This is a genomic window from Sporosarcina sp. FSL K6-3508 (assembly GCF_038615825.1).
Taxonomy (GTDB): Bacteria; Bacillota; Bacilli; order Bacillales_A; family Planococcaceae; genus Sporosarcina; species Sporosarcina newyorkensis.
Genome location: NZ_CP152016.1, coordinates 2,490,001 through 2,506,839, shown reverse-complemented (window position 1 = coordinate 2,506,839; position 16,839 = coordinate 2,490,001). Strand labels below are relative to the sequence as shown.

The 16,839-nt window shown below is 44.1% G+C and carries 16 protein-coding genes (1 of these 16 only partly in view); 9 read left to right on the top strand and 7 right to left on the bottom strand.

The genetic code is table 11. The features are described from left to right. From MKX97_RS12470 to MKX97_RS12455, 4 genes are read right to left on the bottom strand one after another with little or no spacing between them, the layout of a single operon-like run. Positions 1–1,491, bottom strand: a complete 1,491-nt coding sequence (locus MKX97_RS12470) for a Na+/H+ antiporter subunit D (RefSeq protein WP_342536102.1) — start codon at positions 1,489–1,491, stop codon at positions 1–3. Next, positions 1,484–1,825, bottom strand: a complete 342-nt coding sequence (locus MKX97_RS12465; protein WP_009498009.1) for a Na(+)/H(+) antiporter subunit C — start codon at positions 1,823–1,825, stop codon at positions 1,484–1,486. Before MKX97_RS12465 ends, MKX97_RS12470 begins: the two co-directional genes overlap by 8 nt. Further along, the gene (locus MKX97_RS12460) at positions 1,825–2,247 is read right to left on the bottom strand and encodes a Na(+)/H(+) antiporter subunit B (protein WP_078818061.1); all 423 of its coding nucleotides are present in this window, start codon (positions 2,245–2,247) and stop codon (positions 1,825–1,827) included. The genes MKX97_RS12465 and MKX97_RS12460 overlap by 1 nt, the downstream gene beginning before the upstream one ends. Continuing rightward, positions 2,234–4,642, bottom strand: a complete 2,409-nt coding sequence (locus MKX97_RS12455; RefSeq protein ID WP_078818062.1) for a Na+/H+ antiporter subunit A — start codon at positions 4,640–4,642, stop codon at positions 2,234–2,236. The genes MKX97_RS12460 and MKX97_RS12455 overlap by 14 nt, the downstream gene beginning before the upstream one ends. 181 nt (positions 4,643–4,823) lie before the next feature. Here MKX97_RS12455 and MKX97_RS12450 point away from each other — a divergent pair, with 181 nt between their 5' ends. Further along, complete coding sequence (locus tag MKX97_RS12450; RefSeq protein WP_340759594.1) at positions 4,824–5,396, top strand: YufK family protein; 573 nt, start codon at positions 4,824–4,826, stop codon at positions 5,394–5,396. Positions 5,397–5,499: 103 nt separating this feature from the next. On the opposite strand, the gene MKX97_RS12445 is transcribed toward MKX97_RS12450, so the two are convergent. Then, positions 5,500–7,353 (bottom strand): transglycosylase domain-containing protein, encoded by a 1,854-nt coding sequence (locus MKX97_RS12445; RefSeq protein WP_342536101.1) that lies wholly within the window; start codon positions 7,351–7,353, stop codon positions 5,500–5,502. A gap of 153 nt (positions 7,354–7,506) precedes the next feature. Next, the gene (locus MKX97_RS12440; RefSeq protein WP_078818065.1) at positions 7,507–8,748 is read right to left on the bottom strand and encodes an MFS transporter; all 1,242 of its coding nucleotides are present in this window, start codon (positions 8,746–8,748) and stop codon (positions 7,507–7,509) included. Between the two features lie 225 nt (positions 8,749–8,973). Here MKX97_RS12440 and MKX97_RS12435 point away from each other — a divergent pair, with 225 nt between their 5' ends. From MKX97_RS12435 to MKX97_RS12405, 7 genes are all read left to right on the top strand, one after another. Continuing rightward, positions 8,974–9,564: a peptidylprolyl isomerase gene (locus MKX97_RS12435; protein WP_342536100.1), complete on the top strand. Its 591-nt coding sequence runs from the start codon at positions 8,974–8,976 to the stop codon at positions 9,562–9,564. Positions 9,565–9,593: 29 nt separating this feature from the next. Continuing rightward, on the top strand, positions 9,594–9,815 hold the full coding sequence (locus MKX97_RS12430) for a hypothetical protein (RefSeq protein ID WP_009498002.1): 222 nt from the start codon (positions 9,594–9,596) through the stop codon (positions 9,813–9,815). Between the two features lie 536 nt (positions 9,816–10,351). After that, positions 10,352–10,612, top strand: coding sequence for a DUF1871 family protein (locus MKX97_RS12425; RefSeq protein ID WP_340759588.1), 261 nt, complete (start codon positions 10,352–10,354; stop codon positions 10,610–10,612). A 126-nt stretch (positions 10,613–10,738) separates the two neighbouring features. Further along, positions 10,739–11,113, top strand: coding sequence for a S1 domain-containing post-transcriptional regulator GSP13 (yugI, locus tag MKX97_RS12420; RefSeq protein ID WP_040759395.1), 375 nt, complete (start codon positions 10,739–10,741; stop codon positions 11,111–11,113). Between the two features lie 154 nt (positions 11,114–11,267). Next, positions 11,268–12,815 (top strand): L-glutamate gamma-semialdehyde dehydrogenase, encoded by a 1,548-nt coding sequence (pruA, locus tag MKX97_RS12415; RefSeq protein WP_342537510.1) that lies wholly within the window; start codon positions 11,268–11,270, stop codon positions 12,813–12,815. A gap of 24 nt (positions 12,816–12,839) precedes the next feature. Further along, on the top strand, positions 12,840–14,033 hold the full coding sequence (locus tag MKX97_RS12410) for an ornithine--oxo-acid transaminase (RefSeq protein ID WP_342536099.1): 1,194 nt from the start codon (positions 12,840–12,842) through the stop codon (positions 14,031–14,033). Positions 14,034–14,174: 141 nt separating this feature from the next. Continuing rightward, on the top strand, positions 14,175–15,419 hold the full coding sequence (locus MKX97_RS12405; RefSeq protein WP_009497997.1) for a Glu/Leu/Phe/Val dehydrogenase: 1,245 nt from the start codon (positions 14,175–14,177) through the stop codon (positions 15,417–15,419). Between the two features lie 45 nt (positions 15,420–15,464). Here MKX97_RS12405 and MKX97_RS12400 read toward each other — a convergent pair whose 3' ends face one another. After that, on the bottom strand, positions 15,465–15,707 hold the full coding sequence (locus tag MKX97_RS12400) for a DUF378 domain-containing protein (protein ID WP_009497996.1): 243 nt from the start codon (positions 15,705–15,707) through the stop codon (positions 15,465–15,467). A 103-nt stretch (positions 15,708–15,810) separates the two neighbouring features. On the opposite strand from MKX97_RS12400, the gene MKX97_RS12395 reads away from it, so the two are divergent. Continuing rightward, positions 15,811–16,839, top strand: partial view of an iron-containing alcohol dehydrogenase gene (locus MKX97_RS12395; RefSeq protein WP_342536098.1) — the 5' portion only. The gene runs 135 nt beyond the window's last position; 1,029 of the gene's 1,164 nt are visible here — the first part of the coding sequence; its start codon is at positions 15,811–15,813; its stop codon lies beyond the right edge, outside the window.

The following is a 16,839-nucleotide window of genomic DNA, read 5'->3' as shown; positions in this document are numbered from 1 at the left end:
CTACTCCTTTAACACCGCATTTATATAAATGGAAGGATTACGTAATACATCAGACGCATCCGATATATAGGGCATGAGCCATTCCGTACCGACACCATACGCTACCGTAACCAGCACGAGCAATACTGCTGGCGCCATCAATTGGCGGTATGTTCGCTTACTCGTAACAGGCAGCGGATAATCGGGATTTTGAGGACCCCAGAAAGCATATATGAAAATCCGGATGACAGACAGCAAGACAACTAAACTGGAAACCAAGAGAACGATGCTACCAAATGCATTGTCTGCTTCAAAGCCCCCCTTGACGATCAATAACTTCCCAATGAACCCGCTCAGAGGGGGAATACCCGCTAACCCAAACGCTGCAATCAAATAAAACCATCCTAATGCAGCGTGCGACTTAATCAGCCCGCCCATCTCCCGCAAATTCGAAGTACCGGTCACGTAAATGATGATCCCGATTAAGACAAACAAAGCGGCTTTAATCAACATATCGTGAATCAAATAATAGACAGCGCCTTCTAAACCGGATGTATTCATTTGTGCTACACCGAATAAAATGACACCGACTGCTATAATGATGTTGTAAATAATAATTTGTTTTAAATCAAAATAGGCAAGAGCCCCGATACAACCCGCCACAATCGTCAGCAATGACAGGACGAGCAAAAATTGATGCGTAAATCCGATATCATGGACGAAAAACAACGTATATGTACGCGTGATGGCATACACACCGACTTTTGTCAGAAGTGCGCCGAACAATGTCAAAACAGGAATCGGCGGAGCGGCATACGATCCAGGTAACCAGAAATAAAGGGGAAAGATCGCACCTTTGATTCCGAATACAATTAAAAACAAAATTGCGAGGACGGAGATGATCCCCGGCTGGTTTATCTCTGCTATTTTCACCGAAATATCCGCCATGTTCAACGTACCGACAATAGAATATAAATAAGCAACGGCGATGACAAATAGCGCTGAAGATATGACATTAACCAAAATGTATTTAATGGACTCCCGAAGCTGTCTCTTTTCGCCGCCTAATACGATGAGTAAGTAAGAAGCGATGAGCAAGACTTCAAAGAATACAAACATATTGAAAATATCACCTGTCGTAAAAGCACCGTTAATCCCTGTGATCATGAACAATATCGCAGGGTAATAGAAAAAACGTTCTCTCTCGATTCCGATGGATTGGAAACTATACAACACTACAAAGAATGTTATCAAAATCGTAGTGGTAACGAGCAACGCGGAAAACATATCCGAGACCATCGTAATTCCGAACGGTGCAGGCCAGCTTCCAAGTGTCACAGTTTGGATTCCTTCTGCTTTTACTGTTACAAGCAGCCAAATCGAAGCAACGAGACTAAGAGCCAATCCGATCACTGTCAAAACTCTCTGGATGACTACCTGCTCTTTGAAAAACAATAAAATCATCGCGAAAAAGAAAGGAATAATGATCGGAAATAAAAGAAGATTAATCATGTTCATCATTCCCTCTCAATTCATTCATATTATCTGTTTTATGGACCGAATACATCCGGTACGCCATGACGAGGATGACGGCGGTCACACCGAAGCTGATAACAATCGCTGTTAAGATCAGCGCTTGCGGCAAGGGATCTGCAAAATCAGTCACCCCATCAATCAATACAGGAGGCGCTGAGCCGCCGAGTCCTCCCATCGTCAAGATGAGCAAGTGCGCACCATGACTGAGAAGGCTGGTACCTAAAATAACTTTCAATAAACTTCTTGAAAGTATTAAATAGACGGCTGCCGTAAACAAGATACCAATGAGGATTGCAAGCAATAGTTCCATCAGTCGTCGCCTCCAATCGATTGGATAATCGTAATGGCAGACCCGACTACTACTAAATAGACACCGCTATCAAACAACATCGCTGTATGAAGTGACGTTTCACCAAAAAGCGGTAAGGTGAAGTCGTCGAATGCATGTGTGAAAAACGGAACATTGAAGAAAATTGATCCGGCAGCAGTACCTAATGCCAGCAATAAACCGATCCCCGTAACTATAGTGAAGTTGAAAGGCAAAATTTGCTGAATTGTCTTCAAGTCAAATGCCAGAAGCAACAGCACGATAGCACCCGTTGTCAATAGGCCGCCTACGAATCCTCCGCCGGGCGTATAATGTCCCGCGAAGAAAATATGAATAGAGAACAGGAAGATGATGAAAAACACTACTTTGGTTGTGGTCTGCAAAATGACGTCATTTGTTTTCATCTGTTGTCTCCTTTCTCGATACACGCAGGCGAATCATGCCAAGAACCGCAATCCCTGCAATCGCAAGTACTGCGATTTCAAACAATGTATCAAAACCACGGTAATCCACGAGAATGACGTTGACGATATTACCGCCGCCCGCCTCAGTCGCTACCGTATCCTTATAATACTGAGAAATCGAAGGTATCAATTTTTGAGAGTGGCTGGAAAGGGCAACCAACGTCACCATTACACCGACACTTAAAGAAATAATCAAATTGACAACTTTGGTTTTCTTCGTTTCACCATGCTCATTTAAAGCAGGTAAATGTTTGAATGCCAACAAGAATAACGCGACCGAAACGGTTTCGATCACCAGTTGCGTCAATGCCAAGTCTGGTGCTTTGAAAATGACGAAGAATAGCGCAACAGAATAGCCGACACCGCCAAGTGCGATGATCGCAGCCAAGCGTGACTTCGCGAACACAACAAACCCGATAGATAACAAGAGAATGACCGCATTCAACGCACCATATAGCGTGATCGCCGCAAAGCTATTCATATCGACGACAAATGCATCTTTAATGAACAGTACAGCAATGACCGTGACAGATAAAAACGCAAACATATAGAGTAAATACGTGCGTATAAGACCTGTCATAAAGGCACGGGACAAGCGGTTCATCCCTTTTTCGCTGCCGCGCATCAAGGCGTCATAGCCTTCATTCAGAGACAGCTTGGCAGGCTGAATCTTATAGAGCGGCTGCCATTTTGGAATGGTCAAATAAAGTAATGAGCCGACAATGACAATGGCAACTGTCAACCATAGCCCAACCGATCCGAAACCATGCCATGCCAAAACGTGGATATCAATATCAGCAGGACTGCCGTACAAAGTAGGCTGTACTGCCATTACAGCAGGTTTAATGACCCATTTTCCAAGTACATTTGGAATGAAGAAAATAATGATCACCAAGCTTGCTAAAATCATCGGTGCAACGAGCATGCCAATCGGCGCTTCGTGCGGACGTTTCGGCAGCTGATCCACTTTACCTTGACCCAAGAACGTCTTCAAGACGAAGTATAGGCTATATGTAAAGGTGAATACGCTTGCAACCCAAGCGACAATCGGGAACAAAATACCCCACGTATCAAACTGGAACAATTCAAAATGTCGAAGAGCTACCATTGATTCTAAAAACATTTCTTTACTTAGAAACCCATTAAACGGTGGCAATCCAGCCATCGATAATGAACCGATCAAGGCAACGGTAAAACTTAACGGCATAATACTCATCAATCCACCGAGCTTCCGAATATCCCGCGTGCCGGTTTCATGATCGATAATCCCTGCAATCATGAAGAGACCGCCTTTAAACGTCGCATGGTTAATCAAATGGAAAATTGCTGCGTATGTAGCAAAAGCGAACATGGCTTCCGTCGTATGATAGGAGATGGCTCCTGCACCGAGCAACGACATGATCAAACCGAGCTGACTGACCGTCGAAAAGGCTAGAATCGCTTTCAAATCGGTCTGCTTTACAGCGAAAAACGAGCCCCAGAACAACGTCAGTAAACCAATTCCGGTTACGAGCCAAATCCAAGTGGAGGAAGTCCCGAAAATCGGTGTGAAACGCGCCACCAAGTAAATTCCTGCTTTAACCATTGTGGCGGAGTGTAAGTACGCACTGACAGGGGTAGGTGCTTCCATTGCATCGGGTAACCAAATGTAAAAAGGAAATTGTGCTGACTTCGTAAAAGCGCCAAGTAAAATCAGTATCAGAGCCAACGTGAAATACGGATGACTCACTAAGTCAGGTGCTTGTGCTATTAACTCTCGAATAGAGAATGTTTCCCCCATTATACTAAGTAGGATAAAGCCCCCAAGCATCATCAATCCACCAAAAACTGTAATCATCATGGATTTCAATGCACCAAACCGAGATTTATCACGCGTATACCAATAACCGATTAATAAAAATGAGGAAATGGACGTTAATTCCCAAAATAAATAAAGCGTCATCGTGTTGTCTGACTGTACAACCCCCAGCATGGCTGTCATGAAAAGGAGCAAGTAAACATAAAAGCTGCCCAGGTTTTCTTTTTTCTTATCCATATAAAAAATGGAGTACAATACAACTAACGAACCGATGCCAGTAATTAATAATGTGAATAATAAGCTGAGACCATCTATGTATGAAGTAAACGCGATTCCAAGCGTGGGAATCCATTTTATTTCAGAAATAGCATGACCGCCATCCATCGTCAGAGGGATGAAGCTCAAGTAGTATCCGAACAACACTAGAGGAACGAGTAAAACGAACCAACCGGTATGTATACCTTTAATGTATTTGTAAGCAAAAGGAACAAGTATTGCGAATACAAAAGGTAAAAAAATCAATAACACGAATTCCAAGAGAATCCTCCTTCCATCCATATTTTTTAAAGTATAAAAGTCCAGTAACCTATACGTGGACGTAATTGTAAGTATAGCGCAAAACATTTCAAATTGCATAGACAACATCTGACCAATTATTGCTTTATTCGACTTCCTTCTTATATTATTAAGAGGGCAAAAAAAATTTTTGAGGTGTCTAATGAAAAATCCGTATTTGTTTGGTTACTTACCATTTGTAACCGTTGTTCTGTTCAGTTTAACTTTCGGTGTATACAGTGTGGGCGAATCAATTATCTTTTTTAAGGAAATCGGTCTCTACCAAGGAATGCGAGAGTTCTTGTCTGATTTTCAACTCCGTATTTTCTTATTGACGATGTATACATTAGTATTCTTTATGGTATTTGCAGCGCTGAAGTTGATCGCGACGACGATTCACGAGACAGCGTTACTGTTTTTCTTAAAAGAAGAGTCGGAAGGTTCTTACAGTGCGTCGAAATCCGGAGCTGTTATTTATTTTGTTGGGGCTCTTGTTTCCGCGTTTGGCATTCAGTCTTGGAAAGCCTTAGTGTTGGTTTTTATCGTGACATCCTTCGTTTATTTCATATATGTCGTCTATAAATTAAGTCCATTCATGTCGCTGACTCATACTGTCGGCTTAATTTTCTTCCAGATTGTGATTTGGAGTGTCTTATTGGCAGTCCTCATCTACATCGTCATCCGTCTGTACAATGGGTTGCTGGCAAGTATTCCATTATCAAATCCGGTTAAATGAAAAAACAAGGCTGTTAGAAAATCAATGTACTATGATTTTCTAACAGCCTATATTTCATTGTCAGCTACTAATACATCATCTCTAAATGATCATATCCTGCCCTCTAATCTTGCATAGTAGAGGAGAACGCACGCAGATGAAGTTTTTGATCGCGCAGGCGAGGAATAGGGGTTGGTGTGTCATAACCAATCCAAACTGCGGATGTATACCGATCATTCATGCCGATTACCCATAAGTCTTTAAATGAATCGGTCGTTCCTGTTTTTGCCCCCGTGTAACCGGTCGGGTAGGAAATACCTCTCGCTGTACCGTTCAACACTGCTTCCTGCATAAGAGAACGGATGCTCTTGACAGTAGAAGGGGACCATACGACTTTCGAAGATTCCTTCCACTTGTACAGTACATTGCCTTTAATATCCTTTACAGCCCGTATAGCATGGGGGGGTTCGTAAGTGCCGTCCAAAAAGCTGGTCGTCGCCCCGGCCATTTCAAGAGGTGTTACGCCTTTGGAGAATCCGCCAAGAGCAGCAGGGTAGGTATGATCTGCTTCCGTGACATGCTGGAAATGAAAAGGTTCCAGATGGGCGAAAGCATTATCAATCCCGACTCGTTGCAGCAGGCGGACGGCCGTCGTATTATAACTGTTACGGAAAGCTTCCCGAACAGAAGTCGTCCCAAATTGATAGCCTCCGTAATTTCGTGGGCAATAGCCATAAATGCAAATACTGCTACTGTTGACAGGTGTGTCGGCATGATACGGACCGCTCTCGAAAAACGGAGCATAGACGAGCAGCGGCTTGATGGCAGAGCCGGGCTGACGGACCGCTTGGTATGCCCGGTTGAAATCCGTTTTTTTATAGCCTGCTCCTGCATAGAGACTGACGATTTCACGCTGCTCATTGTCTATCACTGCAGCCCCCGCTTGCACGCCTCGGTTCCCAATGAGGGCAGATAATCTATTTTCATCATGCTGTTGTTTCGTTGGATTCAATGCTGTTTCGATCATTAAACCTTGTCGGATGACCTCTCCGGCACGTCGATTGATTTCATTTTGCCAGTGCTGTCGTTCTTCAGGCGTCTTGGCTTTGAGCAATGATGCATCCAGCCCTTCGGAACGAGCAATCAGCTGTTTTAATTCTTCTAGAACATAGGAGCTGTACATTGGAAAGTCCTGTTCTTTTTTCTTTATATTCAGTTGAATAGGGAATTGGCGATAGTCTTCAAATTGTTCTGCTGTGATCACTTGCTGTTTAACGAGAACATCGAGCAATCGTTCTTGCCGCTCTTTTGTCCGATCGAAATGACGCAATGGATCATAGAGTGAAGGATTATTCGGAATCGCCGCTAAAAATGCAATTTCTGCTTCATTTAATTTATCCAGCGGTCTGTTGAAATAGAATGTAGCGGCACCACCGATCCCGTAGACCCGGTTACCGAAATACATTTCATTTAAGTACATTTCTAAAATTTCATCTTTGGATGATTGTTTCTCCAATTCAGCAGCAAGGAACAGTTCCTTGAATTTCCTCTCGTACGTCTTCTCGGTCGTTAAATAGCGCATACGTACGACTTGCTGTGTGATGGTAGAAGCCCCTTGACGCACATCATCAGTAGCGGCATTAATCATGAACGCACGAATGATTGCTGCAATGTCATAACCGCGGTGTTCATAAAACGTGCGGTCTTCACTTTTCAAAAAAACTTGCCGTGTAAAATACGTCATATCTTTTAAATCCACTGGTCGTCGCCACTCCACATACTCCTCCGCAAACATTTGTCCATTCCGATCCTTCATCTGAACCGGGGTTTCAATTACTGGCGCTTCCAATTGCACAGCTTCTTGAATAGACTCTTGCAAAGCTTCAGTCTGTACTGCTTCAGCCTGAATCTGATCTTGTATGAACAGCAACAACGGAATACAAGCCAACGTAATGACCAAACCAACCAACTGCTTCAAACCTTTCAGCCCCTCTACACGTTCGCAAATCGAAACTCACTCTTTAGAAAAATATAACATAAATTAATTGGAAGAGATGGAGTACAGAATAATGCGAACTTAAGTGAAAACACAAAAAGTCTCGTACATCACAAAGGATATACGAGACTGGTACTATATTTTGTCGTTCGCTTCAACTTGTCGATCTTCCAAAAAGTGTTCGAAGTCTTGAGTTGGCCGCCGAATCGCAAATGTCAAAAAGGCATAGCCGATCACAAATAGCACTCCTGTGACAATAAATACAGCTGGAATTCCGATGTAGCCACTGACGATACCGCCAAACATCGGACCGATAATATTACCGAGGAAACGGAAGCTCGTGTTATAGCCCATCACCTCGCCCTGCACTTCAAGAGGGGCTTCCCTTCGGACAAGTGCTGTTGTAATCGGAATCATACCGCCTGTAGAAATCCCGAATAAAAATCGCAGCAAGACCAGTTGCCAAAGGGACGTGACGAACGCTTGCGGGATAATAAACAAAAAGGAAAGGAGCAGTAAGATACCAAGCACTTTTTCGTATCCGATATCATCTCCGATTTTGCCCCACATTCTAGCGAAAAGTAAATTTCCGAGCCCGGTCGCACTGAATGTCAAACCTGCCAAGAATGCCACATTGGTCGCAGCGTGTGTTAAATCCGCCACGTACAGTGAAAGTAAAGGTTGAATACTGAAGTTGCCTACTTGAATCAATGTTGTCACAATCATCACATTAAACATCAAACGGTGCTTGAACAGTCCGCCAATAATGACTTTACGGGAATACGCAACTACTTTACGGGCTTTCACACGGTGTTCTTCTTTAATTCCGAATAAAACGAGCAACGCGGCAATGACGACGGACACTGACGTAATGATGAATGTATAGCTGAAACCGAAACTATCGGCCATCATCCCGCCTAATACCGGGCCGAACAGCATCCCTGCGACACCGCCCATCTGCAGCGTCCCGAGCATCTTACCTGCTTGTTCACGAGGTGTCTGTGACGAGATGAATGCCAAGGAAGTCGGCAGAAAGCCTGTCACTAAACCATTTAGTAACCGCAATAGGAAAAAGACTTCCACGGAATTAACGAATCCCATCAAAAAGACGGAAATCGCAATCCCGAATCCATTGATCAGCAATATAGGCTTAAATCCAAAACGATCGGCAAAACGACCCCAAATAGGAGACATGATCAGCGCAGTAATGAATGTTGCCCCAAAAATCAAGCCTGCCCATTTCTGCACATACTCCTCCGAGTAATCTCCAAATGTTTCAATGTATAACGAAAGAAAAGGCATGATCATCGTCATCGTGCCGGCAACTAGAAAGTTGGTCACCCAGATGATTATAAAATTTTTCTTATGTCTGCTCAAAATTGGACCACCTTTTATGGAAAACTTTATAATATACAGTATAAAACAATTCGGTAGGCGAAGGAAATATCTAGCTTGAAACTACTCAAGAGGCTGGATGGCATCAAATAACAGGTACTGTCAACTAACTGTCACAAGTTCAATTATCGAAATTTCCACCTAACTATGGTAGACTGTTTTCATATACTAAGCAGTACCAGGCAAGCAAATTAGAGGAGGAATTCCATGTACGCACAATTATCCAATGAAGTAGCAGAAAACGAAGCACTTGTTGTCATGAATACAACGATGGGACCAATAAAAATAAAGCTTTTCAAAGAGCAAGTACCTAAAACAGTAGAGAACTTTTTGACACATGCTGAAAATGGCTACTATGACGGAATCATCTTCCACCGTGTAATCCCTGATTTCATGATCCAAGGCGGAGACCCAACCGGCACAGGTATGGGTGGAGAAAGCATCTACGGCGATTCATTTGAAGATGAATTCACAATGGATCTATTTAACTTACGTGGAGCGTTATCCATGGCAAACGCAGGTCCAAATACGAATGGCAGCCAATTCTTTATTGTCCAAGCTTCAGAACTAGCCGGCGCATCTGCGGATCAATTGAAAAAAGGTGGATGGCCTGATGAAATCGCGGAAGCTTACGCAGAAAACGGAGGCACGCCGCATCTAGATCAACGCCACACAGTATTTGGCCAAGTGATTGAAGGAATGGACATTGTCGACAAAATTGCGGGCGTGAAACGTGATCGCCAGGACAAGCCAAAAGAGGAAATCAAAATCGAATCGATTGAAATCGTTCAAAAATAATCTTGATTTACCTATAGGGGGAAACCAGCATGAATTTCGTTTTATTGATGCCGTTCCTTTACTTTCCAGAAGATAAGGCAGAATATATCCCTGCAGCCATTTCATTCTTCATTTTCATGGTCTTGATGCTGTTGACATTCCGCTGGATTTTACGGAAGTCCAAAAGGCAGGAAGAAGAAACGAAAGAACTCGAGCAGCGTATTTTGAAAGAACGCCAACTCAATCAAAACAAAGAACACCCCGTCGATTGATGGGGTGTTTTTAATAGATAAAGAATAGATGGGCTAGTGGGAGCTGCATCGTTGGTCTGCGTTCCAGGCGGAAGATTGCGGGGCACGGATGAACCGCTTCCTCCGATTCGATCTGTCCAGGGTCTCACCATTCGCGTTAAACGCCGTAACGTAGAACGACTTTTGCGAGCATAAGCGAAGCGTTGGGAACACATCTTTGCCTTTCGCCGCCTTCCACTACGAGCAACTGGCATAATGGCCTAACTTTAGTGAGTTGAAGGTCGATTCAGGCGGGAGGGCAAGAACACGGGCTAGCGTCTCAGAAGGAATAGAGACTTCTTTGTTTAAGGAGGCAAACACACTTACTTTATACAGTGAACTCACTATTTACTACAGCGAACAATCCCCGGGCCACAAGTCCATGTTTCTGTTCAGCGCTTTTTTGGTTCTACTCTTAAACTCAAAATGTTAAAGTTTGTCGAAAATGTGGCGTCTCTCTTTTTTCTTTTATGGCGCTATGCTATGATAGGAAGAAAACATAAATAAGGTGACGAATCGTGCAAACCATGGAAATGAACAAACGTGCTGTCGCACTCCTGAAAGAATGGGATCCTTTCTCAGCAGGCGAGGATGCGTATGATTTAGAAATTGCGGATGTCGTGGCGGGACTCCATCATATCGACCATCCGACAGACTTGGCCAAGTGTATTCGTAATGTATATGAGCAATCCTATCAAATTTGGATACCTTTAGAAAAATGCATGGAAATTTCATATAAACTGTTAGCTATCAAATACGAAGCCAAGTGCATTGTTTGATACTTTACAGAGCTTTATCACCGCCTTGCTGAAAGGCGGTTTTTTGTTCAACTCTTCAGAATATGGTATACTATGAGCGGCCGCAATGGCAGACTAGATACTACTATAGATTGGGAGCTGTTTTGCATGTCTCACAAATTTGCAGTAGGAGATGAGCTAACCGGTAAAGTTACCGGAATACAGCCGTACGGTGCGTTTGTCGCGCTAAATGCTTCAACGCAAGGGTTAGTGCATATCTCTGAAATCACCTATGGATTTGTCAAGGATATCCATGAACATTTGGAAGTGGGTCAAGAAGTTCGTGTGAAGGTGTTGGAAGTGGATGACGAGGCTAGCAAAATTAGCTTATCGATTCGCGCACTGCAAGAACCGCCCAGCTCCTATCAGAACCATCCCCGTACTCGTCAATCCTTACAAGAACGTGTGGATCAGCAAGACGCAGATGGATTCAACTCACTTAAAGACAAGTTAAAGGACTGGATCGAACAATCTGGTCATTAAAAAATCATGAAAGCAGCGATCTGCTTTCGTGATTTTTTAAATTATCGAAATTGAGTGATTGCTCTTTGACATCCTCTGAAACTTCTTGCATGATTATATATGTAAGCGTTATCAAGCGCAGGTAGTTGCGTCTTATCTATAAAGGAGGAGTAGACTGATGATTCCATACAAACATGAACCTTTTACAGATTTTACGGTCGAAGAAAATCGCAAAGCGTATGAAGAAGGCCTGAAGACAGTAGAACGCTATGTAGGTAAGGAATATCCCTTGATTATTGGCGGCGAACGGATCATAACGGAAAAAAAATTAGCATCGAACAACCCTTCGAATAAAGACGAAGTCATCGGCAATGTATCGCAAGCTGGCCGTGAACTTGCAGAGAAAGCGATGATAACAGCCAAAGAAACATTTGAGAATTGGAGAAAAGTGAAGCCAGAGTTCCGTGCGGATGTCTTATTCAAGGCAGCAGCAATCATTCGCCGCCGCAAATTTGAGTTTTCTGCGTTGCTGACAAAAGAAGCGGGGAAGCCTTGGAATGAAGCGGATGCTGACGTGGCGGAAGGTATCGATTTTATGGAATACTATGGACGCCAGATGCTGAAGCTAAAGGACGGAATGCCGGTTGAAAGCAGACCTGGCGAATATAATCGTTTTGATTATGTTCCGCTCGGCGTGGGTGTTGTCATATCCCCATGGAACTTCGCTTTTGCGATCATGGCAGGAACAACTGTGGCGGCGCTCGTTACCGGCAATACGGTATTATTGAAGCCGGCATCAACTGCCACAGTAGTCGCCTATAAATTCATTGAAGTATTAGAGAAAGCGGGTATGCCAAAAGGCGTCGTCAACTATATTCCAGGGTCTGGTTCAGACATTGGAGACTTTTTAGTAGATCATCCTGCTACTCGCTTTATCTCATTCACAGGCTCGCGCAAAGTGGGAACGCGTATATTTGAACGCGCGGCGAAAGTTCAGGATGGTCAGATTTGGCTGAAACGCGTCATTGCAGAAATGGGCGGGAAGGATACGATTGTAGTGGACAATGAAGCAGACTTGGAGCTGGCTGCGCAGTCGATCGTCAAATCTGCATTTGGCTTTAGTGGACAAAAATGCTCGGCTTGTTCACGCGCGATCATCCATGAAGAGGTTTACGATGAAGTGGTCACCCGAGTAGAAGCGTTAGCGAAAACGTTCAACTGGGGCGATCCAGTCGATGGGAGAAACTTAGCCGGTCCGGTCATCGATCAAGCCGCATACGATAAAATAATGGAGTATATTGAAATTGGTAAACAAGAAGGACGTCTTGTGGCGGGTGGAACAGGTGACGATTCCAAAGGGTATTTTGTGGCGCCGACGGTCTTTGCAGACGTTACTCCAAACGCACGTATTTCACAGGAAGAAATCTTCGGACCGGTCGTTGCATTATCGAAGGCTTCATCTTTTACGGAAGCGATTCAATTTGCCAATGATACAGACTACGGATTAACAGGCGCCGTTATCACGACGAACCGTCATCATATCGAACAGGCGCGGGAGGATTTCCATGTCGGCAATTTGTATTTTAACCGAGGCTGTACGGGTGCCATCGTAGGATACCAGCCATTTGGCGGATTTAATATGTCAGGCACAGATTCAAAAGCAGGCGGTCCGGATTACCTGCAGCTTCATATGCAAGGAAAGACCACATCGGAAATGCTATGAGTGGGTTATGAGGAGGGTATGGGTATGTCTAAAACAGATCGCATTATAGAACAAACGAAAAAATATGGAGCGAATAATTACCACCCGCTTCCGATTGTCATTGCAGAAGCGGAAGGTGTCTGGGTGAAAGATCCGGAGGGCAATAAATATATGGATATGCTAGCCGCATATTCTGCAGTCAATCAAGGCCATCGCCACCCTAAAATCATTCAGGCACTGAAGGATCAAGCGGACCGTGTCACCCTTACTTCACGTGCGTTCCATAACGATCAATTGGGCCCGTGGTACGAAAAAATGTCTGCTCTTACCGGAAAAAATATGATTCTTCCAATGAACACGGGAGCAGAAGCTGTGGAAACCGCTTTGAAAGCTGCGAGGCGCTGGGCATATGACGTGAAAGGTATAGAAGATAACCAAGCGGAAATTATTGCGTGTGTCGGAAACTTCCATGGCCGAACGTTGGGCGCGATTTCATTGTCGTCTGATGAAGAATACAAAAAGGGATTCGGCCCTTTACTGCCGGGCATTAAGTCGGTGGAATACGGCAATTTGGAAGCGTTGAAAGAAGCGATCACACCGAATACCGCTGCTTTCCTAATCGAGCCGATACAGGGAGAAGCCGGAATCATCATTCCTCCTGAAGGCTTCTTAAAAGAGGTGGCGACTCTCTGCAAGAAAGAAAACATCCTCTTCATTGCGGATGAAATTCAAGCAGGACTTTGCCGTACAGGTAAAATGTTCGCATGCGAATGGGAAGGTGTCACGCCCGATATGTATATTTTAGGAAAAGCGTTAGGAGGTGGCGTATTTCCAATTTCCTGTGTGGTAGCGAACGATGATGTGCTCGGTGTCTTTAATCCAGGCTCGCATGGATCGACGTTTGGTGGGAATCCTATGGCATGTGCTGTATCGATTGCGGCGTTAGAAGTGCTGGAAGAGCAAGAGTTGGCAAAACAAGCGAGAGAGCTTGGCGATTATTTTATGGAGGAACTGAAGAAGATTTCGCATCCGTCCATTCAAGAAATACGCGGACGCGGCCTATTCATCGGGATGGAATTGACGGAAGCTGCCCGCCCGTTTTGTGAGAAATTCAAAGAATTGGGTCTATTGTGTAAAGAAACCCATGACACGGTAATCCGCTTTGCGCCGCCTCTCACCATTTCAAAGGATGAACTGGACTGGGCGCTTGGGAAAATTCGTGCAGTATTTGAGAGCTGATGAGAAGCTCACTTTGGATCGCCATTTATGACGAATGAAATAATTCGAAAAAGGTTTGGATTCCATGGGTGGAAGTTTCATTATCCTCATGTTATAATGTGTCCGTGAAAGACAATACCAAACAAAGAGGCGAACCATACAATGACAGAAAACCTGAATCTATTTACGTCTACGCAAGTCGTGATCAAAGAAGCACTTGAAAAGTTAGGCTATGATGAAGGAATGTATGAACTACTGAAAGAACCACTCCGTATGGTGGAAGTACGAATTCCAGTCCGCATGGATGATGGGAAAGTAAAAGTATTTACGGGTTTCCGCGGTCAGCATAATGACGCGGTCGGACCTACGAAAGGCGGCGTGCGTTACCACCCGGGTGTTACAGCTGATGAAGTGAAAGCACTTTCTATGTGGATGACGTTGAAAGCCGGCATCGTTGACTTGCCGTATGGCGGCGGTAAGGGAGGAATTATCTGTGATCCGCGTGAAATGTCGATGGGCGAACTAGAACGCTTGTCTCGCGGATATGTGCGGGCTCTCAGTCAAGTAATGGGACCGGCAAAAGATATTCCAGCGCCAGACGTCTTTACAAACTCCCAAATTATGGCTTGGATGATGGATGAGTACAGCAAAATTGACGAATTCAACTCACCAGGCTTCATTACGGGTAAGCCAATTGCTCTTGGTGGATCTCACGGACGTGACCGTGCGACTGCTGAAGGTGTAACAATCATTATTAACGAAGCGGCAAAACGTCGCAATATCGATATGAAGGGCGCACGTGTCATCGTGCAAGGTTTCGGTAACGCAGGAAGTTTCCTATCCAAGTTCCTTCATGATGCAGGAGCGAAAGTAATCGGTATCTCTGATGCGTATGGCGCATTGCATGATCCAGATGGTTTAGATATCGACTATCTGCTTGATCGTCGTGATAGCTTCGGAACAGTCACTACGTTATTTGATAACACGCTGACTAATGCTGAATTGCTAGAATTGGATTGCGATATCTTAGTTCCAGCAGCAATCGAGAACCAAATTACTGAAAAGAACGCTCATAACATTAAAGCAAGTATCGTTGTGGAAGCAGCGAATGGTCCAACTACGTCTGAAGCGACTAAAATCCTGACAGACCGTGGAATTCTATTGGTTCCTGACGTATTAGCGAGTGCGGGCGGTGTAACCGTTTCCTACTTCGAGTGGGTTCAGAACAATATGGGTTACTACTGGACAGAAGAAGAAGTACGTGAAAAGATGACTGAAAAAATGGTTACAGCATTCGAAAACGTTTATAATGTTGCGACTACACGTAACATGGATATGCGTCTTGCTGCTTACATGATCGGTGTGCGTAGAACAGCAGAAGCCAGCCGCTTCCGTGGTTGGGTATAAGTTGTAAATCAGTAAAGGCATCTCCTCTTGTTGAGGAGATGCCTTTTATGCATTTTCTGTGGATGGCGCAGGTGTCGGCTCTTCATCTGTCTGTTGCCAATAATTAAATAACACTCCAAGCGTCATCAATCCGGATAATCCGATGACCACGTATAAAAATCTTGCTAACGGCTGATAAGCACCTTCCGTCAATTGTGCAATGACATCAAATCGGAAAATGCCAACGACTCCCCAATTCAAAGCCCCGATAATCGTAATGGCCAGTGCTAATTTTTTTAGTGTTTCCATACGATCGCCTCCTTTAGTAAAGTATATCCCGTTTCGAGAACACTATACTTGCATCCCAAATACATCTTTTTCATAATGGAGAGAGGAAAAAGGAGGCAGAAGAATGAATAAATTTGTTTTTCAAAACCCGACAAAACTGATTTTTGGTAAAGACCAACTTCAAAGATTGCCTAAAGAACTTGCTGGTTACGGAAAAAAAGTACTATTAGTGTATGGTGGCGGTAGTATTAAACGTAACGGCTTATATGATTCATTAATGAAACTTTTAAATGAAAATGATTTTGAAGTAGTGGAAATGGGGGGAGTCGAACCCAATCCACGTTTATCTACTGCTAAAAGAGGAGCTGATCTCTGCAAACAGCACGATGTCGATGTTATTCTGGCGGCTGGCGGCGGTTCTGTAATCGATTGCACAAAATTGATCGCTTCTGCTGCAAAGTATGATGGAGATCCATGGGACCTCGTAACAGGAAAAGCTAGACCGAAAGAAGCATTGCCTTTTGGCACAATATTGACGCTTACGGCAACCAGCTCTGAGATGAATGCGGGTTCCGTTATCACGAATGAAGAAAATCAAGAGAAGTATGGTTGGGGTGGACCTTTCAATTACCCTAAATTTTCTATACTTGATCCAACTTATACATTAACGGTCCCGATAGATCAAACAGTCTACGGTATCGTGGATACGATGTCACATATTTTCGAGCAATATTTTCATGTAACAGACAATACGCCTTTTCAAGATGAAATGTGTGAAGCGGCCTTACGTTCCGTAATGGATATTGGAGGTAGACTAGTAGAGGATCCTAATAATCTAGAACTTCGAGAATCGATGATGCTGGCAGGAGTATGGGGATTGAATGGTTTCTTGTCGATGGGGACAAGGGGAGATTGGGGAACTCATGATATCGAGCATGCGGTCTCGGCGGTTTACGATATTCCACATGCAGGCGGCTTGGCGATATTATTCCCGCACTGGATGAAGCAGACATTCCCGCGCAACCCAAAACGCTATGTACGTTTGGCGACCAACGTCTTTGGCGTGGATCCAACCGATAAGTCGGACGAGGAGATTGCAATGGAAGGTATTGATCGATTGAGTGCTTTTTGGAAACAAATCGGTGCGCCGGTT